The sequence below is a fragment of the Bacillus sp. Pc3 genome (assembly GCF_000815145.1).
Classification (GTDB): domain Bacteria; phylum Bacillota; class Bacilli; order Bacillales; family Bacillaceae; genus Bacillus; species Bacillus velezensis.
In genome coordinates, this window is the sequence record NZ_CP010406.1 from 2,825,561 (window position 1) to 2,848,688 (window position 23,128).

Below are 23,128 nucleotides of genomic sequence, written 5' to 3' on the forward strand. Positions count from 1 at the left end.
TCAGCATGGTGAACAACATTTTAAAAGCGCCGGAAGGCCCTCCAAGTGATGTTGAGGAAATTAAAGAAAAAAGTGATTATTTGCGCGGCACATTGAAAGAAGTCATGCTCGACCGGATTTCAGCCGGCATCCCGGACGATGACAACCGGCTGATGAAGCATCACGGAAGCTACTTGCAGGATGACCGCGATCTCCGTAATGAACGTCAAAAACAAAAGCTTGAACCGGCTTATCAGTTCATGCTGCGCGTTCGGATGCCAGGCGGCGTGTCAACTCCGGAACAATGGCTTGTTATGGATGAACTGGCGCAAAAATACGGAAACAATACATTGAAGCTGACAACGCGTGAAACGTTCCAAATGCACGGAATTTTAAAATGGAACATGAAAAAAACGATTCAGAAAATCAATGCGGCGCTGCTTGATACCATTGCGGCCTGCGGAGATGTCAACCGAAACGTCATGTGCGCTTCAAATCCGCACCAGTCTGAAATTCATGCGGAAGTATACGAATGGTCGAAGAAATTGAGCGATGACCTTCTTCCGCGCACGAGAGCCTATCATGAAATCTGGCTTGATGAGGAACGTGTGGCGGGCACTCCTGACACGGAAACGGAACCGATGTACGGGCCGCTGTACCTGCCGCGGAAATTCAAAATCGGAATCGCCGTGCCTCCGTCCAATGATATCGATGTCTTTTCTCAAGATCTCGGCTTCATTGCCATCGTGGAGGAAGGCCGTCTTATCGGATTCAACGTTGCAATCGGCGGCGGTATGGGAATGACGCACGGCGATAAGGCCACTTATCCGCAGCTTTCAAAAGTCATCGGCTTCTGCAAACCGGAGCAGCTGTATGATGTAGCGGAAAAAACCATTACGATTCAGCGCGATTACGGAAACCGTTCCGTCAGAAAGAATGCCAGATTCAAGTACACTGTTGACCGTCTCGGGCTGGAAAACGTAAAAGCCGAGCTGGAAAACCGCCTCGGCTGGCAGCTGGATGAAGAGAAACCTTATCATTTTGACCATAACGGCGACCGTTACGGATGGGTGAAGGGTGTAAAAGGTAAATGGCACTTTACGATGTTTATCGAAGGCGGCCGCGTCACGGACTATGAGAATTATAAGCTGATGACGGGATTACGAGAAATCGCCAAAGTCCATACGGGAGATTTCCGTCTCACCTCTAATCAAAACCTGATTATCGGCAATGTCTCGAGCCAGAAAAAGAAACAAATCAGCGCATTAATCGAACAATACGGTCTGACAGACGGCCGGCAGCATTCCGCCCTCCGCCGCAGTTCAATGGCTTGCGTCGCGCTTCCGACATGCGGGCTCGCCATGGCCGAAGCCGAGCGCTATCTGCCGAAATTGATTGATAAGATTGAAGACATTGTTGACGAAAACGGGCTGCGGGATGAAGAAATCACCATCCGTATGACCGGGTGCCCGAATGGCTGCGCCCGCCATGCGCTCGGCGAAATCGGATTTATCGGAAAGGCGCCCGGAAAATATAATATGTATTTAGGAGCGGCGTTTGACGGCAGCCGTTTGAGCAAAATGTACCGGGAAAATATCGGTGAAGAGGAAATTCTGAATGAGCTTCGCACCATTCTCCCGCGCTACGCGAAAGAGCGTGAGGAAGGCGAACACTTCGGCGATTTCGTTATCCGCGCCGGCATCATTAAAGCGACGACAGACGGCACGAATTTTCACGAATAAGATGAGCACTTAAAACCAAGGATAGAGACACACTGACGGTGCGTTCTCTATCCTTTACTAAGCAGCATAAACGCTGCACCGCGTCATGAAACAGATGACGCAGCTTGCGAAAAAGCCTGTTTTCAGAGAAAACAGGCTTTTTCTTTTTCCGGAAAAAATGTAGCTGAAGCCAAAAAAGTTCGCCGTGAGCACGTTATGAGAAATTTTAAATAAAAACGGGTAAAATAAAAGAAGAATGGTTGCGTGCGGAAAATATATGGAATCTGCCCGATCATCGGCTCCGGCCTTTGGCAAAGGCAGAGAACAGGCAATAATGATATGATGCAGCAGATGAAGGAGGTCATGCTTTGGACATATTTTTAGTCGTACTCGTACTTTTAACCATCATCGCGATCTCAAATATCGTAAATCGGTTTGTCCCCTTTATCCCGGTGCCTTTGATTCAGGTGGCGCTCGGTATCATTGCGGCGTCATTTCCGCAGGGGCTTCATTTTGAACTGAATACCGAATTGTTTTTTGTTTTGTTTATCGCTCCGCTGCTTTTTAACGATGGAAAACGGACGCCGCGTGCGGAACTTTGGAATTTAAGAGCGCCGATTCTGCTGCTTGCGCTCGGGCTCGTGTTTGCCACGGTGATTGTCGGCGGTTACACGATTCATTGGATGATTCCGAGCATCCCGCTGGCTGCCGCGTTCGGGCTGGCGGCGATACTGTCACCGACTGACGTTGTCGCGGTCAGCGCGCTGTCAGGGCGAGTGAAGATGCCAAAAGGCATTCTGCGTCTCCTTGAAGGAGAAGGACTGATGAATGACGCATCCGGCCTGGTCGCTTTTAAATTTGCGATTGCGGCTGCCGTGACGGGCGCATTTTCGCTGGCGCAGGCCGCCTTCAGTTTCGTTCTGATTTCAGCCGGCGGTTTACTCAGCGGTGTCGTCATTTCTTTTTTGATTATCCGTTTCCGGCTGTTTTTGCGCCGCCTCGGCATGCAGGATGTCACGATGCATATGCTGATTCAAATTCTGACGCCGTTCGTCATCTATCTCGCGGCTGAAGAAATCGGCGTTTCCGGCATTTTAGCTGTTGTGGCCGGCGGCATCACGCATGCGGTGGAGCAGGACCGTCTTGAATCAACGATGGTCAAATTGCAAATCGTCTCTTCAAGTACGTGGAATATTATTTTGTTCATTCTGAACGGTCTTGTTTTCGTTATTTTAGGTGCGCAAATACCGGATGTGGTTTCTGTCATCTTTAATGATACCGCGTTTAACAATATGATGGTCATCGGGTACATTATCGTCATTACGCTGACGTTAATGATTCTCAGGTTTTTGTGGGTGCTGTTTTTTTGGAACGGCAAGTGGTTTTTTAACAAGGATCAGAGCATTTATAAACCCGGCCTGCGCTCGACCCTGCTGATTTCGGTTTCAGGCGTCAGGGGAGCGGTCACGCTTGCGGGTTCCTTTTCCATTCCTTACGTGCTCTCTGACGGCTCACCGTTTCCTGAACGGAATTTGATTCTCTTTTTAGCCGCGGGTGTTATTATGTGCACATTGGTGCTGGCGACAATCGTACTGCCGATTTTGACAGATAAGCCGGAAGACAATGTGAAAGAGAAGAAAGTCAAATTGCTGACAGCGAGACGGAAGCTGATAAAGGCAGCCTTAACGGCCATTAAAGAAAATATGAATGAGACAAACAAAACGGCTTCTTTTGCGGTTATTGCCGAATACAATGAGAAAATGAAAAATCTCAGGTTTCAGCAGTTCACCGTCAAAAACCGCACGAAAAAAGATGAGCGGAAAGTCCGCGCCCAAGGGATACAGGCTGAACAAGAAGAATTGCTGCGGCTGATTGAGCGGGGCGACATACCGGAAGAAACGGCTGACAGCCTTCAGGAACGGTTTGATGAACTGGAAGTGCTGTATACGAATCCGTTTAAAGTCGGCTTATCTAAGAAAAAGCTGAAACGCCTGATGTACTGGATCTTTTTCGGTGAACAAAAAAAGCCGGAAATGACGATTTTAAATGAAGAAGGCCTCATCCGCGCCACAAGGGTTAAAACGGCAAAAGCGGCCATTGAAAGCCTGAAAAAACACATGACTGAAGAAAATAAAGATGTGACGCTTGCCGTCATTTCCTTTTACAATCACTTGATTTTCAGGCTGGGGCACTCGTATCACGAACAGAGTCCGAGCCGCCGTTTTGAAAATCAAAAACTCGAAATCAAACTGCGGGCCGTGCAGGCCATCCGCAACGAAATCCAAACATTGTTCGAAGAGCGGGAAATTTCCCGCGATATGTCACATGAGCTTCGCCAATACATCAATGATGTGGAAGCGGCCATGCTTGACGGAGATGAATAAATCAAAAAAGTCCGGCATCTGTCGCCGGACTTTTTTTGATTACGGACGATGGAATTCGACGTGATCGCCGTCGCGGTCAAACCAGCCTCTGAAGGCCCAGTTGATCCAGCCGCCATCACCTTTATTGGTGAAGCTTCCGTCTTCAAACACCCAAATGCCGTACGTGATGCCGTCATAAACGGCGGAACCGTAAAACTGAACACCGTTAAAATGATCTTCATATTCCTGGCTTAAATTAAACACCATGACGTTATATTTTTGTCCGGAAGCGTAGAATGAAGATTCCATTAAGTTTTTGACGAAGCCGTCACGGTTTTGCGCCGACTTAATCGCGTCAGCAATCGAATTGCCGATGCCGAGCAGGTCAACGTCAATGTTTAATCCGACATCTTTTGCTGAGACATCTGATGATTGCTGTGCCATGTTTTGAGGGACCGGGGTTTCTTTTGCGGATACAAAGGACAGAGGAGTCAGAGACAAAGCGGCGCCAAGGGCAACGGATATCGGGATACGCATACGTTTCATATGATTTCCTCCTTCAATTGTGTGGTGGCTACAGTAGCGATTTACCCGGACAGTTAACCGGTTAACCGGAATTTTTGAAAAATAGGAAAATAATAACGGAAGTGGTGCTTGGGCACTAAAGATGGTTTTTGTGATAACGATGAGCGTATAATTGGTTTCTTACGGCGGAAATGTGAGATAATAATAACCGTTTACATAATGACTAGAAAGGATGGTTCAACGTGGCAAAAAGCTTAAAAGATACTGTAAAGCTTCATAATGGCGTTGAAATGCCGTGGTTCGGCCTTGGCGTCTTCAAGGTGGAAAACGGAAGCGTAGCGGCGGACTCCGTCGAAGCGGCAATCAGAAACGGCTACCGCAGCATTGATACGGCGGCTATTTACAAAAATGAAGAGGGTGTCGGCGAAGGCATCAGAGCTGCGGGCGTTGCCAGAGAAGAGCTGTTCATCACGTCAAAAGTGTGGAATGAAGATCAAGGATACGAAACGACACTTGACGCGTTTGAGAAAAGCCTTGAGCGCCTCGGCCTCGATTACCTCGACCTTTACCTGATTCACTGGCCGGGCAAGGATAAATATAAAGACACATGGCGCGCTCTTGAAAAGCTGTACAAAGACGGCAAAATCCGCGCCATCGGCGTCAGCAACTTCCAAGTGCATCATTTAGAAGAACTGCTGAAAGATGCTGAAATCAAGCCGATGGTCAACCAGATTGAATTCCACCCGCGCCTGACTCAAAAAGAAGTAAGAGATTTCTGCAAAGCGCAGGGCATTCAAGTGGAAGCATGGTCTCCATTGATGCAGGGACAGCTTCTCGATAACGAAGTGCTGTCACAAATTGCGGAAAAACATAACAAATCGGTTGCTCAAGTGATTTTGCGCTGGGATCTTCAAAACGAAGTCGTTACCATTCCGAAATCGATTAAAGAGCACCGCATCATAGAAAATGCCGATATTTTTGATTTCGAACTGTCACAGGAAGAAATGGAAAAGATCAGCGCATTGAACAAAGACGAGCGTGTCGGCCCGAATCCGGACGAGCTTCTGTTCTAAGAAAAAACAGCCCTTTACGGGGCTGTTTTTCTTTACATAAATGTCTGTGTCTGACGTTTTACGCTGAACCTGTATGCGGCTATTAATAACAGGGCGGCGGCGAAGGCTCCCAAAATGATGATGTTCAGCATCAGGCTTTGGAACGTGCGGCCTTGCTGCAATTGATCCACCGTATCGAGCACCCAGCGCTGAGGCAGAAATTCGGCGATTGTCTGCACCGTTTTCGGCATAATATTGCCCGGAAAGAAGCAGCCGGCCAGCAAGCATGTCGGCACGACGATCAAATTCAAAAGCGCCGATGCCGAAGCGCTGCTGGTGGAAAAACCGACGGCAATAAAGGCGACCCCGATCGCGCTTAATGCAAACAGCATCATCAGGACGAACAGCTGCCACAGCGGGAATGACGGATGAATATGAAAAGCGGCGCCCATAAAGAGAACGGCGAATAGAATTTGGACGGCCATGATAATGATATTCACCGCCGCGTTCGCCAATACATACTGCTTTGATGTGATCGGCGTTGACAGAAGCCTGTAGTATGTCCTGTTTTCTCTCTCTTTAATCATCAGTTCCGTCAGGTTGCCGGCGGAATAGAGCATAATGATAATGAGATACCCGATGACTGAGTAGGTCATTTCTTTATGGTTCGATGTATCTTGTAAAACAGCGGACTCCGTTTGAATGGGAGAATGCTTGAAATCGGCGTACATCGCCTGAAAGGCCTTTGCGTCTCCGCCGGAGGATTTGCCGATTGAGGCGATGCTGTTCATATAATTGTACAAATAAGAGCTGACATATCCGGTGACCTGGGCGCCTTTCAGCGAGGTCATGCCGATGTGAGACGGTTTCCCGTCTTTTACGCTTTGGGAGAAGCCTTTTTCAAACGTAATGAGCGCCTCCATTTTTCCTGAAGCGATTTTTGATGTGGCGGACGCAGCCGTTTCCTCCGAAATCTTCACATGATCCAGTCCTTTTAAAAACGCGGCCGTATCCTGCGCCACTTCTCCGCCGTCTTGATCGAGAATGCCGATATTGAGCGTTTCGGCTCCGCCGTTGGCATTGGTCATGAAGGAGAGGAAGACGCCGATCAGCGGAGCCCCGATATAAAGAATGAGCTGTTTTTTGCTTTTTGTAATCCCTTTGAGAGTGTGCGCAAACAGCCACCAGAAGTTTTTCATATTACAGTCCCTCCCGTCTTTGAAACGTAAATGCGGCGATCAGCAAAAAGAGTGCCGCCAATGCTGTATTTAAACCGAGTGCAGGCCATGCCGCTGATACATCATTTGCGTAAATGATGTTGTTAATCGCCTTATTGATCCAGGATAAGGGCGACAGGGCGGAAATTCCTCCGCCTTCATATTTGTAATAGGCGCCGCCGATAATGGACATCACCTGAACGATGATGACGGTGATTAATCTGGCGCTTTCGGGTTTTCTGGTCAAATAGCTCAGGCTGAGCCCGAAGCTGACGGCCAAAAGAATTTCAGAAACGAGAATCAAAAGCACAAGTCCCATGTGGCTGCCCCAATTCGCTTTTAAGATAAATTTGCTGAAGGCGACAACGGCAAGAATCGTCAGAACATTCACAGCCAAAATGCCGAGCATCTTTCCGAGAAAGATATCGCTTTTCCGGAGCGGGGCGGCGATCAGGCGATCTGCGGTGTGCCGTATTCTTTCCCCGCGGAATAAGGTGCTTGCAAAAATCGAGGCGTACAGCCCGATCATCGTCGTCATGGATATCGCGTAAAAATCTTTCGCTTTCGGTTCTTTCGCTTTGTGTAAAGACGTCTGCTTCATATAATCGCTTTTGATTTGTCCGGCGGAAGGCGCCTTATGCGCCTTGTAAGCGGCGGCGCCTGCTTTGTATTGATTGGTAAAAGCGGTCAGCATGCCTTGGACGATCGTGCCGTTTATGCCGCTCCGGTCATTTGTAAAGACTTGAAAACCGGTGTTTTTTACAGTGACGAAAGCATCCGCCTGATTTTCTCGAACCTCGTTTTTGCCTTTTGCCTCCGTGTCCGCTTTTTGAAAATAGACATGCTCTTTTTTGGCGGCTTTCATAAACTCAGTAAAATCATGAGAAAGAGGGCCGTTTGACTGGTCCGTATATACGACCTCGATGTTCCCGACCGTCACCTCTGAATCAAAGGCGTTTGATAATGCCGCAGTGAAAATCAGCATGAAGACGATCGGAAAAGCAAGCATGAAAATAAAAGTCCGTCTGTCGCGGAAACTGATTTTGATTTCTTTCCCGGCGATGTGCAGAATATTCATTTGCAATCCTCCTTTCAGTGAGGTCAGTCGCGCAGGCTTCTGCCTGTCAGCGTGAGAAATACCGTTTCTAAGTCAGGGGCCTGTTCCTGCAAGGAGCGGATTTCAATTCCTTTGTCCATGAAGTACCGGATCAGGCGGTTTAAATTGTTGACCCCTGTGTCAGAGCTGATTTTCACGCTGTTTTCTTCCAGTGTGGCGGCTCTGACGCCGGGCAGCTCCTGAATATCGCCGAGGCTGATGCCGTTTCCGGATGACAGCTCAATCACGACGTCCTTCGTGTCGGTAATGATGGAGGTCAGCTGTTCTTTTGTGCCTTCTGCGATGACCTTTCCGTGGTCGATGATGGCGATGCGTGTGCATATTTCTTCCACTTCCTCCATGTAGTGGCTCGTGTAGATGATCGTGCAGCCCATTTCATTCAGCTTTTTCACTGATTGCAGAATATAATTTCTTGATTGCGGGTCAATGCCGACCGTCGGTTCATCCATGATGATCAGTTTCGGCCGGTGGGCAAGAGCGCACGCAATATTGAGCCTGCGCTTCATTCCGCCGGAAAAATGCTTCGGCAAATATTTGTGTTTATCGCTCAAGCCGACGAATGTCAGGGCTTCCTCGACCCGTTCTTTCAGAGCCGCCCCTCTCAGGCCGTACAGCCCGGCGAAGAACTTCACATTTTCATAGGCGTTTAATTCTTCGTAAATCGCGAGGTCCTGAGGGACGATGCCGATATTCATTTTCGTTGCTTTGCTATATTTGAAAATATCTTTTCCGAGAAACAGAATGTCTCCGCCTGAAGGTTTTAAAAGGCCTGAGATCATATTGATCGTCGTGCTTTTTCCGGCTCCGTTTGCGCCGAGAAACCCGAAAATCTCACCTTCTTTTACGGCAAGCGACATCTGGTCAACGGCGGCATAATCACCGAATTTCTTACTCAGCTGTTTGAGCTCCAAAATGTTCATGTTTCCACCTCTATGTCTTATGATGCTCTTATTATAAAAAAAAGAATGAACGGCCGTTAGTGCAGCTGTTCATTCCTTTGACATGAGAATCTTCATATTTTTCACATGAAAACATTCACTTATTCAACCGGAAGCAATGTCGTGACGGAAAAACCGGCCGTGCCGTCAAAAATAACGGTTCCGTGCAAAACGGCCGCCCGTTCTTCCATACCGAGCATGCCGAGGCCTTTTTTAAAGCGGCCGGCGCCGTTTCCGTTATCTTTCACTTCCGCTTTTACGGCTTTGTTCAGCACATGGACATCAATGAAAATCTGTGTGGCATCGGCGTATTTCATTGCATTGGTCAAGGCTTCGGTTACGTTTTCCTGAATGACTCTCCAATGCATTTGCGTCAGTCTGTCCAAATCGCCTTGATGCGTAAACGGAACCGGCATCCCGTTTTTGGCCGAAAATTCATCAATAAACGTTCTTAATCTGTGAATGCCCATTTGTTCAGCGGGAGGTTTCATATTTTTAAGCGTAATGCGGATATCCTCTATGCCTTCTTTGGAAATGGTAATGGCGTTTTGGAGCAGTTCAGCCGCTTTGTCCGGATGGGAGCCGAGCATCCGCTTCGCCGCTTCCATCTGAATGAGCGCGCCTGTCATGGAATGGCCGATTTTGTCATGGATGGCTTGGGACAACCTGTTTCTTTCTTCGAGTTTGCCGGTATACTCCGATTGTTTGATATATTCTGTGCTGCTGTGCAGCTGTTTCGTCAGTTTTTCAATGCTTGAGCGCATATTGTCTGACTGCTCTTCATATTTTTTCAGCCGGTCGCTGGACCGGGCGGCCAAAACGAATATCGCCAAGCAGAACAAGGTCATGACGATATAAGTCGGAAGGTCGCCGTACGGGACAAATAAAAACGGCAAAAACACGAGCAGGCAGAACACATAGCGGTGAACCGGATATTCGGCAAGAACGGCAAAAATGGCGGGCGGCAAAAGAAATAGAAACGCCGGATGGCCTAAGGCGGAAAGCCAGGCGGTCAATGCCAGCGCCATGAGGGTGACCCCGCGCCTCCAAGCGGGCGGCCTGATCATGCAGACCGCAATGCCCAAAGACAGATAAGCGAGCAGAAACAAGACGGCGTACGGTGTGTAAGGGCGGTCTGCCGATACAAACAAAAAAGCCGTATAAAAAATGGCGATCAGTCTGCTCATCAGCATCCAAAAATCCATACCGTTCAACGCCCGTTATCCACCTTCCCGGTGATATAATAAATCGCGATCTGCGTTCTGTGCTCAAGCCCCGTTTTCCCTAAAATAGATGAAATATAATTGGCCGTCGTCCCTTCAGAAATGAAAAGCTGTTTTGAAATTTCCCTGTTCGACAGTCCTTTCGCAATAAGCGACATGATGCTGAGCTCTCTTTCAGTAAACTGGCTTTCATCAATCTGATGCGCGGCTTCCGCCGGCCGGAAAAGGCTGTCTTTTATTTTATCCAGCACGGTGTCCTGAAGAATGCTGTGTCCGTTGAAAACGCTTTTGATCGCATCGCGTATCCGTTCCGGTTCGGTATTTTTTAATAAATATCCTTTCGCGCCGTTTTTAATCGCTTCTAAAATATACTCATCGTCGTCAAATGTCGTCAGGATCATAGGCTTCGTATCCGTTTCCTCAGCGATCCGTTTTGCGGCTTCGACGCCGTTCATCACCGGCATGCGGACGTCCAGCAAGGCGATATCGACGGGATTGTGTTTACAATACTCTGCCGCCTCCAGGCCATTTTCCAACGTTGCCGATACAGTAAATTCCTCATATGTATGCAAAATGATTTTCATTCCTTCTCTGATGAAAGAATTATCATCCGCGATAATGACATTAATCTTCATGGCCGCACCCTTTGTGTGTTTTTTGTTTCATTATATACCATCCGATTTTAAATCAAAAAGCCTCCCGGCGAAAGGTGCGCGGAAGGCGGATCGGTCAAGCGGGTTTTTTCAATTGGATGAAAAACAGCATCAGGAAAGAAATGATTACAATACAGATCACCCACACCCAGGCGAGTGTTTCATTGCCGGAGTCCATCGCGACGTAAATCGCTGTCGGCAGCGTTTGGGTGACACCGGGAATATTTCCCGCAAACATTAAAGTCGCCCCGAATTCACCTAGCGCACGTGCAATACTGAGAATGCTTCCGGTCAAGAGGGAGGGAAAGGCAAGCGGGACGGAAATACGGGTGAACACCTGCCACCTGCCGGCTCCGTCTACTTTCGCCGCTCCCTCGATGTCAGCATCAACCGCGGCGAAGCCCGTTTTAGCGGACTGATACATAAGCGGGAAGGCAACAATGGCCGAAGCGATCACCGCGGCCGACCACGTGAAAATGACGGGCTGGTGAAAAATCCGCTCAATCGCCCGGCCGATAAAGCTGTGTTTCCCGAAAATAATAATGAGAATGAAGCCGACAACGGTAGGCGGAAGAACAAGCGGGAGCATAAACAGGGTCTCCACAGCCGTTTTTCCGGGAAATTGCGCTTTCGCCATCCAGGCGCCGGCAAGCGTCCCGAGAATGATGACGGCGATGCCTGATGCCAAAGCCACCTCAAAAGACAATACGACTGGGGTGAAAAATTCCGAAGCCGTAATGTTACTTGGCAGTAAATCCATATTTCTTAAACACTTTCATTGCTTCATCTGACTGCAGATACTGATAAAACGCTTCTGCTTCTTTACGGTGCTTTGTATCCTTGACGATGCCGAGCGGATAAACGATCGGATCGTGCGTTTTCGCCGGCGCTTCATCGGTGATTTTCACCTTTTTCGAAATCAGCGCGTCTGTTTTATAGACAAGCCCGGCATCGACATTTCCGGTTTCAACATAAGAAAGCACCTGGCGAACGTCTTTTGCATAGACGACTTTATCTTTTACCTTGTTCCACAGGGATAATGCCGTCAATGACTGTTTGGCGTATTGTCCGGCCGGAACGGATTCAGGCGTGCCGAGCGCGATTTTTTCCGCGCTGTCTTTTTTCAGGTCATTCAGATGTGTCAGGTGTGCGCTGTTTTTCTCAGGCACGATCATGACGAGATCATTTTTCAAAAGATCCGTGCTGTCCTTTTTGTCGATATCTCCGTCATGAACGAGCTTTTCGAATTTATCTTCGGCTGCCGAGAAGAATAAATCAGCTCCCGCGCCTTGTGAAATTTGTTTTTGCAATGTGCCTGATGATCCGAAGTTGTCTTGAATGGTTACGTTTGAATGTGATTTTTCGTAGTTGGTCTGGATTTCTTCAAGTGCATCCTGAGCGCTGGCTGCCGCAGAAACGGTCAGCGTGACTTTTTCGTTTTGTCCGCCTTTGGACGATTGTCCGGATGAGCAGCCCGCAGTTGCCAGGAAAACGGCCATAGCCGCAGTTGTGAGTAGTGTCGCTTTCTTTTTCAACATTGTGCACCCCTTATAGCTAAATATCATTAGATCAAACTAATTATAACGCAATTGTACGTGATGGTGCGGTTTTTTTTCAATATCTGAACAGTTATAATAAAAACGGAGCGTGATAATATGACAGAAGCCACTTCCTATACAATAGAAGAAGTTGCGGGCCTTTTGAAGGTCTCCAAACTGACAGTATATGATTTGATAAAAAAAGGACTCATTCCGGCGTACAGGGTCGGAAGACAGATGAGGGTCGATGAAGAGGACTTAAAACAATATAAAGCAAACATGAGAATGTCAAAAAAGCCATCCGCAGCAGAAGCGCCTGACCCGTCCCGCGGGCGGGAGCCGGAAAAAAGGCAGTCCGTTATCATCAGCGGGCAGGATGTGTCGATGGACCTCCTCAGCAAACAGCTGGAACAAACAATACAGGCGGCTCCGCTCCGCAAGTACAGCGGCAGTTTGAACAGCCTGATCGAGATGTACCGCGGAGCTTGTGACATCGTCAGTCTGCATTTGTACGATGGGGAGACGGGGCAGTATAACATCCCGTATGTGAAGCGCATTCTTTCAGGGGAGCCGTTTGCGCTTTTTCATGTCGTGCTGCGGCAAGCCGGATTATATGTGAAAAAGGGAAATCCGCTGTACATTCAGGGCTTTCAGGATTTGAGCCGAAAGGATGTCCGTATCGTCAATCGCGAAAAAGGATCAGGCGCGAGGGTGCTGCTGGATGAACAGCTCAGATCTTTCGGCATTACGCCGTCTGATGTCGCCGGCTATCATGACATTGTCACGGATCATCTGTCAGCGGCTTCACAAGTATCAAGCGGAAAGGCGGATATCGGAGTCGGGTCGCAGCATGCGGCGCATATGGCGGGCACGGACTTTATCCCGGTGATCAGTGAGCAGTACGATGTGGTCGTCTTAAAACAAAACCGGGAGCTTGTTCAAAGCGTGCAGGACATTCTCAATTCTGAGGAATTCAAGTCTCAGCTTTCTCAATTATCCGGATATGATACGAAAATGACCGGACGGCTCATATATGAAACATGAAAAATCCCTCCATATAACGGAGGGATTTTTTTATTGCTTATAAAACCGCAGCAGGTCGCCGTTTAATATTTTATCGGAAAGCATCAGCTCTTGTTCCGCTTTTTCTTTCTCATCGCTGCACGCGCTCATGTCAGAAAGCGGTTCACCCGTTTTACGGCTGTAACACGTATTTTTCGTATAAATATGATCATCCGTGATAAAGCTGCCGTTTCTCAGCACCGCAAACGGCGTCCGCTCTCCGGAAAACAGATCATTGCCGAACTGAATGCTGCCTTTCGTTTCAATGCCGAGCAGGTGAAGCAGCGTCGGTCTTACATCAACCTGTCCCGCGGCCGAAGCAATCGTTTCCGGCGCACGGTCGGTTACCCCGGGAATATGAATGATAAACGGCACGCGCTGAAGCTGAACCGTATCAAACGGAGTGATTTCCTCTTTCCCTAAGAATTCGGCAAGTCCTTGATTATGGGCTTCGGATATACCGTAATGATCTCCCATCAGAACGATCATCGCGTTGTCATACAGTCCTTCTTTTTTCAGCTTCTTGAAAAAGTGTTTCAGGGCCTCATCTTCATAGCGGACCGTCGTCACATAGCGGTTTAATAACTCGCTGCTTGTGTCCGGTTCTTCAATGAGCTGATCCTGTTTATCAATTTCAAAAGGAAAATGGTTGGTCAAAGTCAGCAGGCTCGCGTAAAACGGCTGCGGAAGCTTCTTTAATTTTTCCGCTGACTGTTCGAGAAATTCCTTATCCTTCAGGCCCCAGCCTGTTGAATTTTCCTGTGTCACCTTAAATTCATCCGCGTCGAAAAAACGGTCGATTCCGAATGCCCCGTACATCTCATCCCGGTTCCAAAAGGCCTTATGATTGGCATGCAGAACGGCTGAATAGTATTGACGGTCTTTTAACATATGGTACATCGTATTGAACCGGTGGCCGCTTTTTGTGAAAAAAACGGCGCCGCTTGAAGACGGATACAGCGAATTCGCAGTAATGAATTCTGAATCTGAGGTTTTTCCCTGTTCAGTCTGCTGATAAAAATGAGTGAAGTCATAACTTTTTTTTCGCAGTTTATTTAAAAACGGGGTAATCTCCCGCCCGTTGACCCGCTCATCCATTACAAAACGCTGTGTTGATTCGAGCGTAACAAAAATCACATTGCGCCCCTTTGCGAGCCCGAACTTTGATTCGGACGGCCTGCTGTAGTCGGCTTGAGTGTAATTCGCGACCGCAGCAAGGCTGTCTTCGTCGGCAAACGCTTTAGCTCCTGCATTCAGCGTCTGCGAAATGGTGTCATACAAATGAAAGTGGAACAGGCCGATTCCTTTTACGAGCGCTTCACGATCAAAAGGGTGCTTGAACAGCTTCGGCTGCTCGGCCTCAGACAGCGCAAGGTTGCACAGCATGAGGCCGGCTGATGCCCACGCATACGCTTTAACGGTACGGGTGCTGGCTTTCCCTTTATCGGCTTTGTGCCTTTTACCAAGGTAAAACAAAACCGCAATATCCAAAAATAAAGCGATATAAAGCGGGTGAAACAGCTCTTGGACGCTGCTTCCCATATCACCCATATTGCTCGCCTGAAACAAAACCGGTATGGTGATAAAATCAATATAAAACCCGTAAAACACCGTATTCGCGATTAAAATCCCCGTCAGCATCACATTTGCCGAAAGCAGAAAGATCCGCTGTTTTTTTTCTGTCAGCAAGAGGGCGATGCCGAACAGCGGCACAATGAAGCTCAGCGGATTAATGAGAAGCAGACATTCCTCAAGAACCGAGTTGTTCTGCAGATCAAAACCGAGCTTATAAACGGCATAGGTTTTCATCCACATGAACAGGATGGACAGGCATAAAAACCGATGATTGCTGAAAAAGGTTTTCTTCATATGTATGACTCCTCACCCTAAAAGCGAAAGATGCTTTTTGTTTAAGAGATGCGGCCGTGAACCAGTTCGTATAAATAATAGCAGGATACAATCGTTAAGCCGGCCAGCACAAGCTGCTCCGAAAAACTCCCCGTTCTCATATAAAGGGGAAGACGGAAGTGGATGGCGGACGGAAACAGCAGTTTAATGCCGTTGACGGTCCATGCGTCAAGCACAAGATGACTCGCCATTCCGATCATCAGTCCGGCGGAAATGCTCGGATTCGGAATATAGGTTGCCGTAATGAAAAACATAATAAGCATAAACAGCAGGCTGTGTGTAAACGTTCTGTGGCCGAACACCGTGCTTACGATTTTGGACAGAACGGGCAGCGTTCTGCCAATTTTGCTTTTCGTATGGCATATGTCGGGAATCAGCGCCCCGAGGGCACCCGCTGAGGTCATAAGGACCGGATCATACCCGTAATAATACGCAATTGCGGAACAAGAAGCGATGCCTCCCATGATGTGTGTTTTTCCTGTCATTTTTCGCTTCTCCTTTTTATTTTTGCCAAAATCCCCTGAATTACAAATATATCAAGAGAATGCATGTTTGATCAACAAACTTTACCTGTTCCGCCAAAAGGAAGGAGACGGGGATTCCGCATATTCTGCCGCGGAAAAAGACACATTATAGGTGTACCTATATTTGATAAAGAGGTGATACAGATGGCTTTCTTTAACAAAGAAAAAGGAAAAAACAGCGATAAAAACAAAAACGTCATTCAAGGCGCGCTTGAAGACGCCGGTGCAGCTCTGAAAGACGATCCGCTTCAAGAAGCTGTTCAAAAGAAAAAAAACAACCGCTGACCATATAAGACGGGTAGGGCGAACGCTCTATCCGTTTTCATCTAATTTTTCCCTTTGACAGATCTTTTTATCTCTGATAACCTCTGAGTAGAATTGAATGATAAAAATCCTCACTCTTTCTCGGTGAGGTAGAGGTTGCGCTTGATGATGAGTCGCACATGCCAGGCTGATAGGGGCCGTAAAACATGTGTTAAAGGCATCAGCGCCGAAGTGTAAAGAAAGCCGATCCTTCTTTATGCTGGGACTGTATCTGAATAAGTGCAGGACTGCCGCGTGCTTTTTCGCGGAGGGCTATCCGGAGATCAAGGGTGTGTGTGTTTCTTTAAGCATGGACTTTTGTTCAGGCTTTTTTTGCGTGTAAATATGATCTCGGGGTCTGGTCCGTACGAATGAACAACCAGGAGGTACAGGAATGGAACAGACGAAAAAATGGGGTTTTTGGTTATTAACGGCGTTTGTCGTAGGAAATATGGTAGGCTCGGGCATCTTTTCGCTTCCGAGTACGCTCGCAAAAATCGCGAGCCCGTTCGGCGCTACATCGGCATGGCTTTTAACGGGAGCCGGTGTGTTAATGATCGCGCTGGTCTTCGGCCACTTATCCATCCGCAAGCCTGAGCTGACGGCGGGGCCGCAAAGCTATGCGCGTGCGCTGTTCAGCGATCGGAAAAAAGGGAATGCAGCGGGCTTCACGATGGTCTGGGGCTACTGGGTGGCGAGCTGGATCAGCAACGTGGCGATCATCACGAGCCTTGCCGGATATTTAACATCATTTTTCCCGATTTTAACGGATAAGCGTGAAATGTTTTCGATCGGCGGTCAGGCGGTTACGCTCGGCCAGCTGCTGACGTTTGCCGTATGTACGGTTTTATTATGGGGCACTCACACGATTCTCGTCACCAGCATTAACGGTGCGAGTAAATTAAATTTCGTCACGACGTTTTCAAAAGTATTAGGATTTATCTTCTTTATCATTGCAGGTTTATTTGTGTTTCAAACGTCGTTTTTCGATCATTTTTATTTTCCGGTTCAAACAGGTCCTCACACAGTTGAGGGAATCGGCGGACAGATCCACAATGCGGCGATTTCAACATTATGGGCGTTCGTCGGAATTGAATCGGCAGTCATTTTATCCGGGCGCGCCCGTTCGCAGCGTGACGTGAAACGCGCCACCATTACCGGATTATTGATCGCGCTTGGCATCTATATCATCGTGACATTGATTACGATGGGCGTGCTTCCGCATGGTAAGCTTGTCGGCTCGGAAAAACCGTTTGTTGACGTATTGTACGCGATCGTCGGCAATGCGGGAAGCGTCATCATGGCGATTCTGGCGATTTTGTGTCTGTTCGGAACGATGCTCGGCTGGATTCTTCTCGGCTCTGAAGTTCCGTATCAAGCGGCGAAATCAGGAGACTTTCCCGCTGCTTTTGCAAAAACGAATAAACAGGGCAGCCCGGTTGTGTCGTTAATCGTAACGAACGTGATGTCACAGATCTTTATCTTTTCAGTTATTTCCCGGACGATCAGTGACGCGTTTACGTTTTTAACGACGGCGGCGACGCTCGCTTATCTGATTCCGTATCTCGTGTCAGCGTTTTACAGCCTGAAGCTCATTTTTACGGGTGAAACGTATGACGAGATAAAGGGTTCAAGAGTAAGAGACGGTATCATCGCCATCCTTGCCTGCATTTATTCTTTTTATGTCATTATTACCGGAACGGCCGATTTAACGACCTTTATTCTCGGTATCGGGCTGTTTTTCGTCGGTTTGCTGTTATATCCTTTCGTCTCAAAGAAATTTGCAAATAACAGACAATCGGTATGACAAAAAGACATCTCACGTCTGTGAGATGTCTTTTTTTGTTTGCGGCAGCTGATTACTTTTTGACGGCATGTATATAATGAATGGTCTCGAATGCGGTTAAATGGTCAGTGCGTCCGCTGAAAAAACGGTCATTGACGTCCGCCGGAGATAAATGTTCATAAATAAGCAGACCTGATGATTCTAATATTTTTTCGATTTCTTTATAACTGAAACACGATAACATCGGTTCTCCGCTTGCTGCAGCCATTTTCACCATGTTTTCCACTCTGTTTGACAGTCCTCTTTCTTCAAAGAGCGACTCATCTGCATAATCAAACACGATAGAGCTTCCTGGCGGGACTTCGGCAAATAATTGTGTGAGCAGGCGGGCGAGATGCTCTTTCGTAAGATAGTATGACACACCGAGCAGGCTGAAAAAGGTTTTTTGGCGTGAAAAACCTTCCTGATACAGACGGCTGAAAGAAAGCGAAGCGGCGAAGTCCATCGGTACAAAATGAAGATGATGGGAAATGTCGAGATTTAGATGTTTCAATCTGTTTATTTTGTCTTCCTGTGAAGCGGGATGATCGATTTCAAATATGTCTAAGGCGTTTGTCATCTCAGGATGCCTGAAACAGAAAGTATCCAGCCCCGCGCCAAGGATAACATACTGTTTGGCCCCGAGCTTCACTTCATTCAAAAGCACTTCTTCACAATATGCGGCACGGGCTAACGGTGTAGGAGACAGCTGTACTTGAGTCACCCATTTTAAGATGTCATTCGGTTGGCCTTGAAGCCTCTGTGCCATGTCTTTACTGAAAAATGATATACCTTGAATCAGATGATCGCGGATGTCCGAATGCTCTTTTTCGGAAATCAGATCTTGTGCCATAAAATCACCAAATATCACCGGGGTGTCGTATTTACTGTGGTACGCCCTTCCGAAAGCGGACAGCAGGGAAGTCATACTCGCCTTGTTTTCTTTCATATAAAGATCCTCCGTTATTTACATCAATCTCCGGCCGGGAGAATCTTATTATACATGTTAATCCAAAAATGTAAATTATAGCATAAATAAATTTTTTTGTCAAGTTTTAAGCGTAATAAAAAGCCGCTGTGACAGCGGCTTCGGGGTTACTTTGTTAAGCTTTTTGTGATGTAGTCGAGCTGGCCTTCAAGTGAGATCGGGTCTGAGAAATAGAAGCCGATCGGATCAATGCGGTAGACATGGTTTTGTTTGACGGCATCGAGGTTCTTCCAGATTGAGCTGTCAAGCACGCCTTTGTCGTCACCGCCGGCCTGCCATGGCCCCATAAAGATGTAGTCTCCCGCGAAGTCAGGCAGTTTCTCGAGTGAAATGCTGGCGTAGCCCGGCCCTTGATTAATGGCTTTTTCCTGCGTCAGTTTTGTGGCCTTCAGCCCGAGTTTGTCATAAATGATGCTTCCGCCGCGGCCGAAGTCTTTACCGAATACATAGATGTCTTTTCCGTTTGTCTGCATGATGGAGATGGTTTTTGACCCGACCGCTTTTTGAACCTTTGTTTTAGCGGCAGCGGTTTTCTTGTCCCATTCAGCCAGCCATTTGTTTGCTTTATCTTCAGTGCCTGTCATTTTCGCAAACTCTTTGAATTGATCAATGTTGCTGAGCTTGTCATATTTAATGGCGATGGTCGGCGCGATTTTTTCCAGTTTTTCAATATCGGCGCCTTGTGTCGTCCAGACCACGATTAAATCCGGCTTTAAGTCAATGATTTTTTCAACGGACGTGCCGTCGCCGATGTTTGTCACACCTTTTGTTTTCCCTTTGTAATAAGGGTTTTTAAATACGTTTTGCGGCGCGCCGACAACATTGATGCCGAGCTGTTTAAAGTCGCCGTAGTAGCCGTCAGCCATGACGACGACCCGTTTCGGGTGCTTCGGAATTTTAATATTGCCGTTTTCGGCTTTATACGTGATGGTTTCTTCTTTTTCAGAAGAACCTTTCGTGTCTGAAGAATTGCCGCATGCGGCCAAAGCGGCGATGAGCAGCATGGCAATCAGCGCTGCGCCGATTTTCTTGTATGTATGGAACATCTGACATTCCTTCTTTCATGAAAATTAGTGATAAAGAGAATCATTATCAGTGTGATTATATCACTGCTTTCATAGAGAAGCACGCTCTTTTTTAAGAAAAACTTTCTTTTTTTATATGAAATTAGGTCTATTAAAAGAGAAGATAAAAGTGCTATACTGAAACAAGTCATTGATAATCATTATCATTACCATTCTTGTTTTGAGAAAGGAAGAACGAGTGTTGGGTCTATTGAAAAAGAAACAGACAATGACGGCTCTAGGGGCATCAGGGAGTGAAATCCAGTGGACGGCGCGTTCATTCAGAGCGGCTGTGCTGCTGTGTGCCGGGATTGCGGTTTTATTGATCGGCGCGGCCCTGTCTGTTTCCATCGGAGCTGCCGATATTCATCTGCGGACGGTGTGGGATGCTCTCTTTCACTTTCAGCCGCAAAATACATCTCATCAAATCATACGCGATCTGAGGCTGCCGAGAACCGCCGCCGCCGCGCTCGTCGGGGCTTTTTTAGCTGTGTCCGGGGCGATTATGCAGGGGCTGACGCGGAACCCGCTTGCTGAGCCTTCGATTATGGGCGTGACGTCGGGGTCAGGATTTGCGATCGCATTGGCGTTTGCTTTTTTTCCGGGCCTGTCTGCGGCGGGACTTGTTTTGTGGTCCTTCGCGGGAGCGGGAATCGGAGCGCTTATTGTGTTTGGCATCGGCCTGTTTTCAAAAGGCGGTCTGACACCGGTGAAGCTCGCGCTGGCCGGTACGGCAGTCGGCTATTTCTTAACGGGGCTTTCAAGCGCGATTGCGATCCGTTTTGATGTCGCCCAGGATGTGAAGTTCTGGTACGCCGGAGGAGTCGCTTCCGTGAAATGGGAAGGCGTGCAGCTGCTGTTGGCGGTCGGGGTTATCGGACTTTTGCTGGCATTTCTGATTGCGCGCTCAGTGACGGTGCTGAGCTTGGGTGAGGAGCTGGCCAAAGGGCTCGGGCAGTACACATCGCTTGTGAAAGTAATCGGAATGTTTGTCGTTGTCCTCTTGACGGGGGCTTCAGTCTCAGTCGCCGGAGCCATTTCTTTTATCGGCTTGGTGATTCCGCATATCACCCGATTTTTAGTCGGGGTAGATTACAGGTGGATCATTCCCTGTTCGGCGGTATTCGGCGCCGTTCTGTTAGTCTTCAGTGATATTGCCGCAAGACTCGTCAATGCGCCGTTTGAAACACCGGTCGGCGCTTTAACCGCCCTTATCGGCGTTCCCTTTTTCTTTTATTTGGCGCGCAGGGAAAGGAGAGGGCTGTAATGAATGTAAAATCGAAAAAACCGCTGGCGGTCATGGCCGTTACGTTTTTGCTCATATGCATCGTCTTTTTTATCAGCTTAAACATGGGCGTGATCCGGATTGCGCCTCTTGATACGCTACGTGTCTTTTTCGGACAGGGGGATGCCCGGGATCAGCTCGTTTTATTTGAATTCAGACTGCCGCGCATGGTGCTGTCATTGCTGGTCGGCGCCGGAATCGCAGTTTCAGGCGCGATTTTTCAAAGCGTGTCTCAAAATGACTTGGCGGAGCCGGGCATTCTCGGGATTAACGCCGGGGCGTCTTTGGCGGTCGTTTTGTTTATCTTCTTTTTCCAAGGATCAGCTGCTGATTTAAGCATGGCCGGTACATGGCTGCTTCCGGTGAGCGCTTTAGCGGGGGCTTTTCTGGCTGCGCTGCTCATCTATGTTCTGGCTTGGAAAAAAGGCGTTTCACCTGTCCGGCTCGTTTTGGTCGGGATCGGCGTCAATGCGGGGTTTAATGCGCTGCTCTTGATTTTTCAGCTGAAAATGGACCCGCGGGATTTCATGCAGGCGCTTGTATGGATTTCCGGTTCGATTTGGAACGCCAATTGGAAAATGGTGCTGTCCATTTTGCCGTGGCTGCTGGTTCTTTTACCGTTCAGCCTCTATAAAGCCAGGTATTTAAATGTGCTCCAGCTCGGTGATCAGCTGGCGGCGGGGCTTGGCACCCGGGTTGAAAAGGAGCGGCGCGTTCTGCTGATGTGCGCCGTTGCCCTGACCGCGTCATGTGTTGCGGCAGCCGGCGGAATCGCTTTTCTCGGACTCATTGCGCCGCATTTGGCCAGAAGGCTTACCGGACCGCGCCACCAGACGCTTATCCCGGTTTCGGCTTTAATCGGAGCATTTTTATTTCTGCTTGCCGATACGCTGGCGAGAAATGTGCTTGCACCGTCCGAAGTTCCCGTCGGCCTGGTGATTTCCGTGCTCGGAGCGCCGTATTTTGTATATTTGCTGATGAAAACGAAATAGAGGAAGGAGACTGCCGCGATGAACTCATTATCGGCGGAACAGCTTACTGTCGGTTATGGCGACCGTTTGATAGCGAAAGAATTGGATATCGCCATCCCGAAAGGAAAAATTACAACACTGATCGGTCCGAACGGCTGCGGAAAATCGACGGTTCTCAAAACGATGTCAAGAATCATGAAACCGAAATCCGGCGCCGTCTATTTAAACGGACAGGCGATCATGCAAAAATCCACGAAAGACATCGCCAAGGAAATGGCAATTCTTCCGCAGACGCCTGAAGCGCCGAGCGGGCTGACGGTGTACGAACTTGTTTCTTACGGCAGGTTTCCGCATCAGTCCGGAATGGGCCGTTTGAGTGATAAAGACCGTGACATGATCAAATGGGCGCTGGAAGAGACGGGGATGGCCGAATTTTACGACCGGCCGATCGAAGCGCTTTCCGGGGGGCAGCGGCAGCGTGTGTGGATCGCCATGGCGCTCGCTCAAGAAACGGAGCTGCTGCTTCTTGATGAACCGACCACTTATTTAGATCTCGCCCATCAGCTTGAAATTTTGCAGCTGCTGGACAAATTAAACAAGGAGCAGGGCCGCACCATTTTAATGGTCATTCATGATCTGAACCATGCCGCCCGTTTTTCCCATTACATGATCGCCCTGAAAAAAGGGCGCGTCATCAAGGAAGGAACGGCGGAGGAAGTCATGACTCCCGGCATATTGAAAGACGTTTTTCAAATTGACGCACAGATTGTAAAAGATCCGCGCACGAACAAACCGGTCTGCTTAACCTACGATTTAATCCGGCATGAAAGCGCAACGGTATGATGAAAAAAAACGCAGAGCCATTCCGGCCT

General features: G+C 48.2%; 21 protein-coding genes and 1 riboswitch. Of the genes, 9 read left to right on the forward strand and 12 right to left on the reverse strand.

Translation table 11 applies throughout. The features are described 5' to 3' along the window. Positions 1-5: 5 nt before the first annotated feature. Together cysI and SB24_RS13445 are read left to right on the forward strand one after the other, a co-directional pair. Positions 6-1,721 (forward strand): assimilatory sulfite reductase (NADPH) hemoprotein subunit, encoded by a 1,716-nt coding sequence (cysI, locus tag SB24_RS13435; protein ID WP_039253860.1) that lies wholly within the window; start codon positions 6-8, stop codon positions 1,719-1,721. A 347-nt stretch (positions 1,722-2,068) separates the two neighbouring features. Next, complete coding sequence (locus SB24_RS13445; RefSeq protein WP_039253862.1) at positions 2,069-4,084, forward strand: Na+/H+ antiporter; 2,016 nt, start codon at positions 2,069-2,071, stop codon at positions 4,082-4,084. A gap of 39 nt (positions 4,085-4,123) precedes the next feature. Here SB24_RS13445 and SB24_RS13450 read toward each other — a convergent pair whose 3' ends face one another. Continuing rightward, positions 4,124-4,609: a hypothetical protein gene (locus SB24_RS13450; RefSeq protein WP_039253864.1), complete on the reverse strand. Its 486-nt coding sequence runs from the start codon at positions 4,607-4,609 to the stop codon at positions 4,124-4,126. 221 nt (positions 4,610-4,830) lie between these two features. On the opposite strand from SB24_RS13450, the gene SB24_RS13455 reads away from it, so the two are divergent. Further along, on the forward strand, positions 4,831-5,661 hold the full coding sequence (locus SB24_RS13455; protein ID WP_007410023.1) for an aldo/keto reductase: 831 nt from the start codon (positions 4,831-4,833) through the stop codon (positions 5,659-5,661). A gap of 32 nt (positions 5,662-5,693) precedes the next feature. Here SB24_RS13455 and SB24_RS13460 read toward each other — a convergent pair whose 3' ends face one another. From SB24_RS13460 to modA, 7 genes are all read right to left on the reverse strand, one after another. Then, positions 5,694-6,839, reverse strand: coding sequence for an ABC transporter permease (locus SB24_RS13460; protein WP_039253868.1), 1,146 nt, complete (start codon positions 6,837-6,839; stop codon positions 5,694-5,696). Position 6,840: 1 nt separating this feature from the next. Continuing rightward, a complete protein-coding gene (locus SB24_RS13465) occupies positions 6,841-7,935 on the reverse strand; it encodes an ABC transporter permease (RefSeq protein WP_039253870.1) in 1,095 nt (364 codons plus the stop codon). A 23-nt stretch (positions 7,936-7,958) separates the two neighbouring features. Continuing rightward, on the reverse strand, positions 7,959-8,894 hold the full coding sequence (locus SB24_RS13470) for an ABC transporter ATP-binding protein (RefSeq protein ID WP_020956334.1): 936 nt from the start codon (positions 8,892-8,894) through the stop codon (positions 7,959-7,961). A gap of 119 nt (positions 8,895-9,013) precedes the next feature. Further along, positions 9,014-10,126 (reverse strand): sensor histidine kinase, encoded by a 1,113-nt coding sequence (locus tag SB24_RS13475; RefSeq protein WP_052250236.1) that lies wholly within the window; start codon positions 10,124-10,126, stop codon positions 9,014-9,016. Beyond that, on the reverse strand, positions 10,123-10,770 hold the full coding sequence (locus SB24_RS13480; protein WP_007410028.1) for a response regulator transcription factor: 648 nt from the start codon (positions 10,768-10,770) through the stop codon (positions 10,123-10,125). Before SB24_RS13480 ends, SB24_RS13475 begins: the two co-directional genes overlap by 4 nt. Positions 10,771-10,864: 94 nt before the next feature. After that, the gene (modB, locus tag SB24_RS13485; RefSeq protein ID WP_039253873.1) at positions 10,865-11,548 is read right to left on the reverse strand and encodes a molybdate ABC transporter permease subunit; all 684 of its coding nucleotides are present in this window, start codon (positions 11,546-11,548) and stop codon (positions 10,865-10,867) included. Further along, positions 11,529-12,326, reverse strand: coding sequence for a molybdate ABC transporter substrate-binding protein (modA, locus tag SB24_RS13490; RefSeq protein ID WP_039253875.1), 798 nt, complete (start codon positions 12,324-12,326; stop codon positions 11,529-11,531). The genes modB and modA overlap by 20 nt, the downstream gene beginning before the upstream one ends. A 117-nt stretch (positions 12,327-12,443) precedes the next feature. On the opposite strand from modA, the gene SB24_RS13495 reads away from it, so the two are divergent. Continuing rightward, positions 12,444-13,370, forward strand: a complete 927-nt coding sequence (locus tag SB24_RS13495; RefSeq protein ID WP_039253878.1) for a substrate-binding domain-containing protein — start codon at positions 12,444-12,446, stop codon at positions 13,368-13,370. A 30-nt stretch (positions 13,371-13,400) separates the two neighbouring features. On the opposite strand, the gene SB24_RS13500 is transcribed toward SB24_RS13495, so the two are convergent. Together SB24_RS13500 and SB24_RS13505 are read right to left on the reverse strand one after the other, a co-directional pair. Next, positions 13,401-15,257: an LTA synthase family protein gene (locus SB24_RS13500; protein WP_039253879.1), complete on the reverse strand. Its 1,857-nt coding sequence runs from the start codon at positions 15,255-15,257 to the stop codon at positions 13,401-13,403. Positions 15,258-15,298: 41 nt separating this feature from the next. After that, the gene (locus SB24_RS13505; RefSeq protein ID WP_039253882.1) at positions 15,299-15,781 is read right to left on the reverse strand and encodes a metal-dependent hydrolase; all 483 of its coding nucleotides are present in this window, start codon (positions 15,779-15,781) and stop codon (positions 15,299-15,301) included. Positions 15,782-15,964: 183 nt separating this feature from the next. Between SB24_RS13505 and sspJ the strand changes: the two genes are divergently transcribed. Beyond that, entirely contained in the window at positions 15,965-16,105 is a 141-nt protein-coding gene (gene sspJ, locus SB24_RS13510) for a small acid-soluble spore protein SspJ (RefSeq protein WP_007410034.1), read from the forward strand. 121 nt (positions 16,106-16,226) lie between these two features. Continuing rightward, positions 16,227-16,407: riboswitch (Lysine riboswitch) on the forward strand. 110 nt (positions 16,408-16,517) lie between these two features. Then, positions 16,518-17,930 (forward strand): amino acid permease, encoded by a 1,413-nt coding sequence (locus SB24_RS13515; RefSeq protein WP_007410036.1) that lies wholly within the window; start codon positions 16,518-16,520, stop codon positions 17,928-17,930. Positions 17,931-17,982: 52 nt separating this feature from the next. Here SB24_RS13515 and SB24_RS13520 read toward each other — a convergent pair whose 3' ends face one another. Then, entirely contained in the window at positions 17,983-18,897 is a 915-nt protein-coding gene (locus tag SB24_RS13520; protein ID WP_039253886.1) for a class I SAM-dependent methyltransferase, read from the reverse strand. Positions 18,898-19,043: 146 nt separating this feature from the next. After that, on the reverse strand, positions 19,044-19,982 hold the full coding sequence (locus SB24_RS13525) for an iron-hydroxamate ABC transporter substrate-binding protein (RefSeq protein WP_039253888.1): 939 nt from the start codon (positions 19,980-19,982) through the stop codon (positions 19,044-19,046). A 247-nt stretch (positions 19,983-20,229) separates the two neighbouring features. Between SB24_RS13525 and SB24_RS13530 the strand changes: the two genes are divergently transcribed. From SB24_RS13530 to SB24_RS13540, 3 genes are read left to right on the forward strand one after another with little or no spacing between them, the layout of a single operon-like run. Then, positions 20,230-21,267, forward strand: coding sequence for a FecCD family ABC transporter permease (locus SB24_RS13530; RefSeq protein WP_031378357.1), 1,038 nt, complete (start codon positions 20,230-20,232; stop codon positions 21,265-21,267). Continuing rightward, on the forward strand, positions 21,267-22,277 hold the full coding sequence (locus SB24_RS13535) for a FecCD family ABC transporter permease (protein ID WP_007410040.1): 1,011 nt from the start codon (positions 21,267-21,269) through the stop codon (positions 22,275-22,277). The genes SB24_RS13530 and SB24_RS13535 overlap by 1 nt, the downstream gene beginning before the upstream one ends. An 18-nt stretch (positions 22,278-22,295) precedes the next feature. Beyond that, positions 22,296-23,099, forward strand: a complete 804-nt coding sequence (locus tag SB24_RS13540) for an ABC transporter ATP-binding protein (RefSeq protein ID WP_015418195.1) — start codon at positions 22,296-22,298, stop codon at positions 23,097-23,099. Positions 23,100-23,128 lie beyond the last annotated feature (29 nt).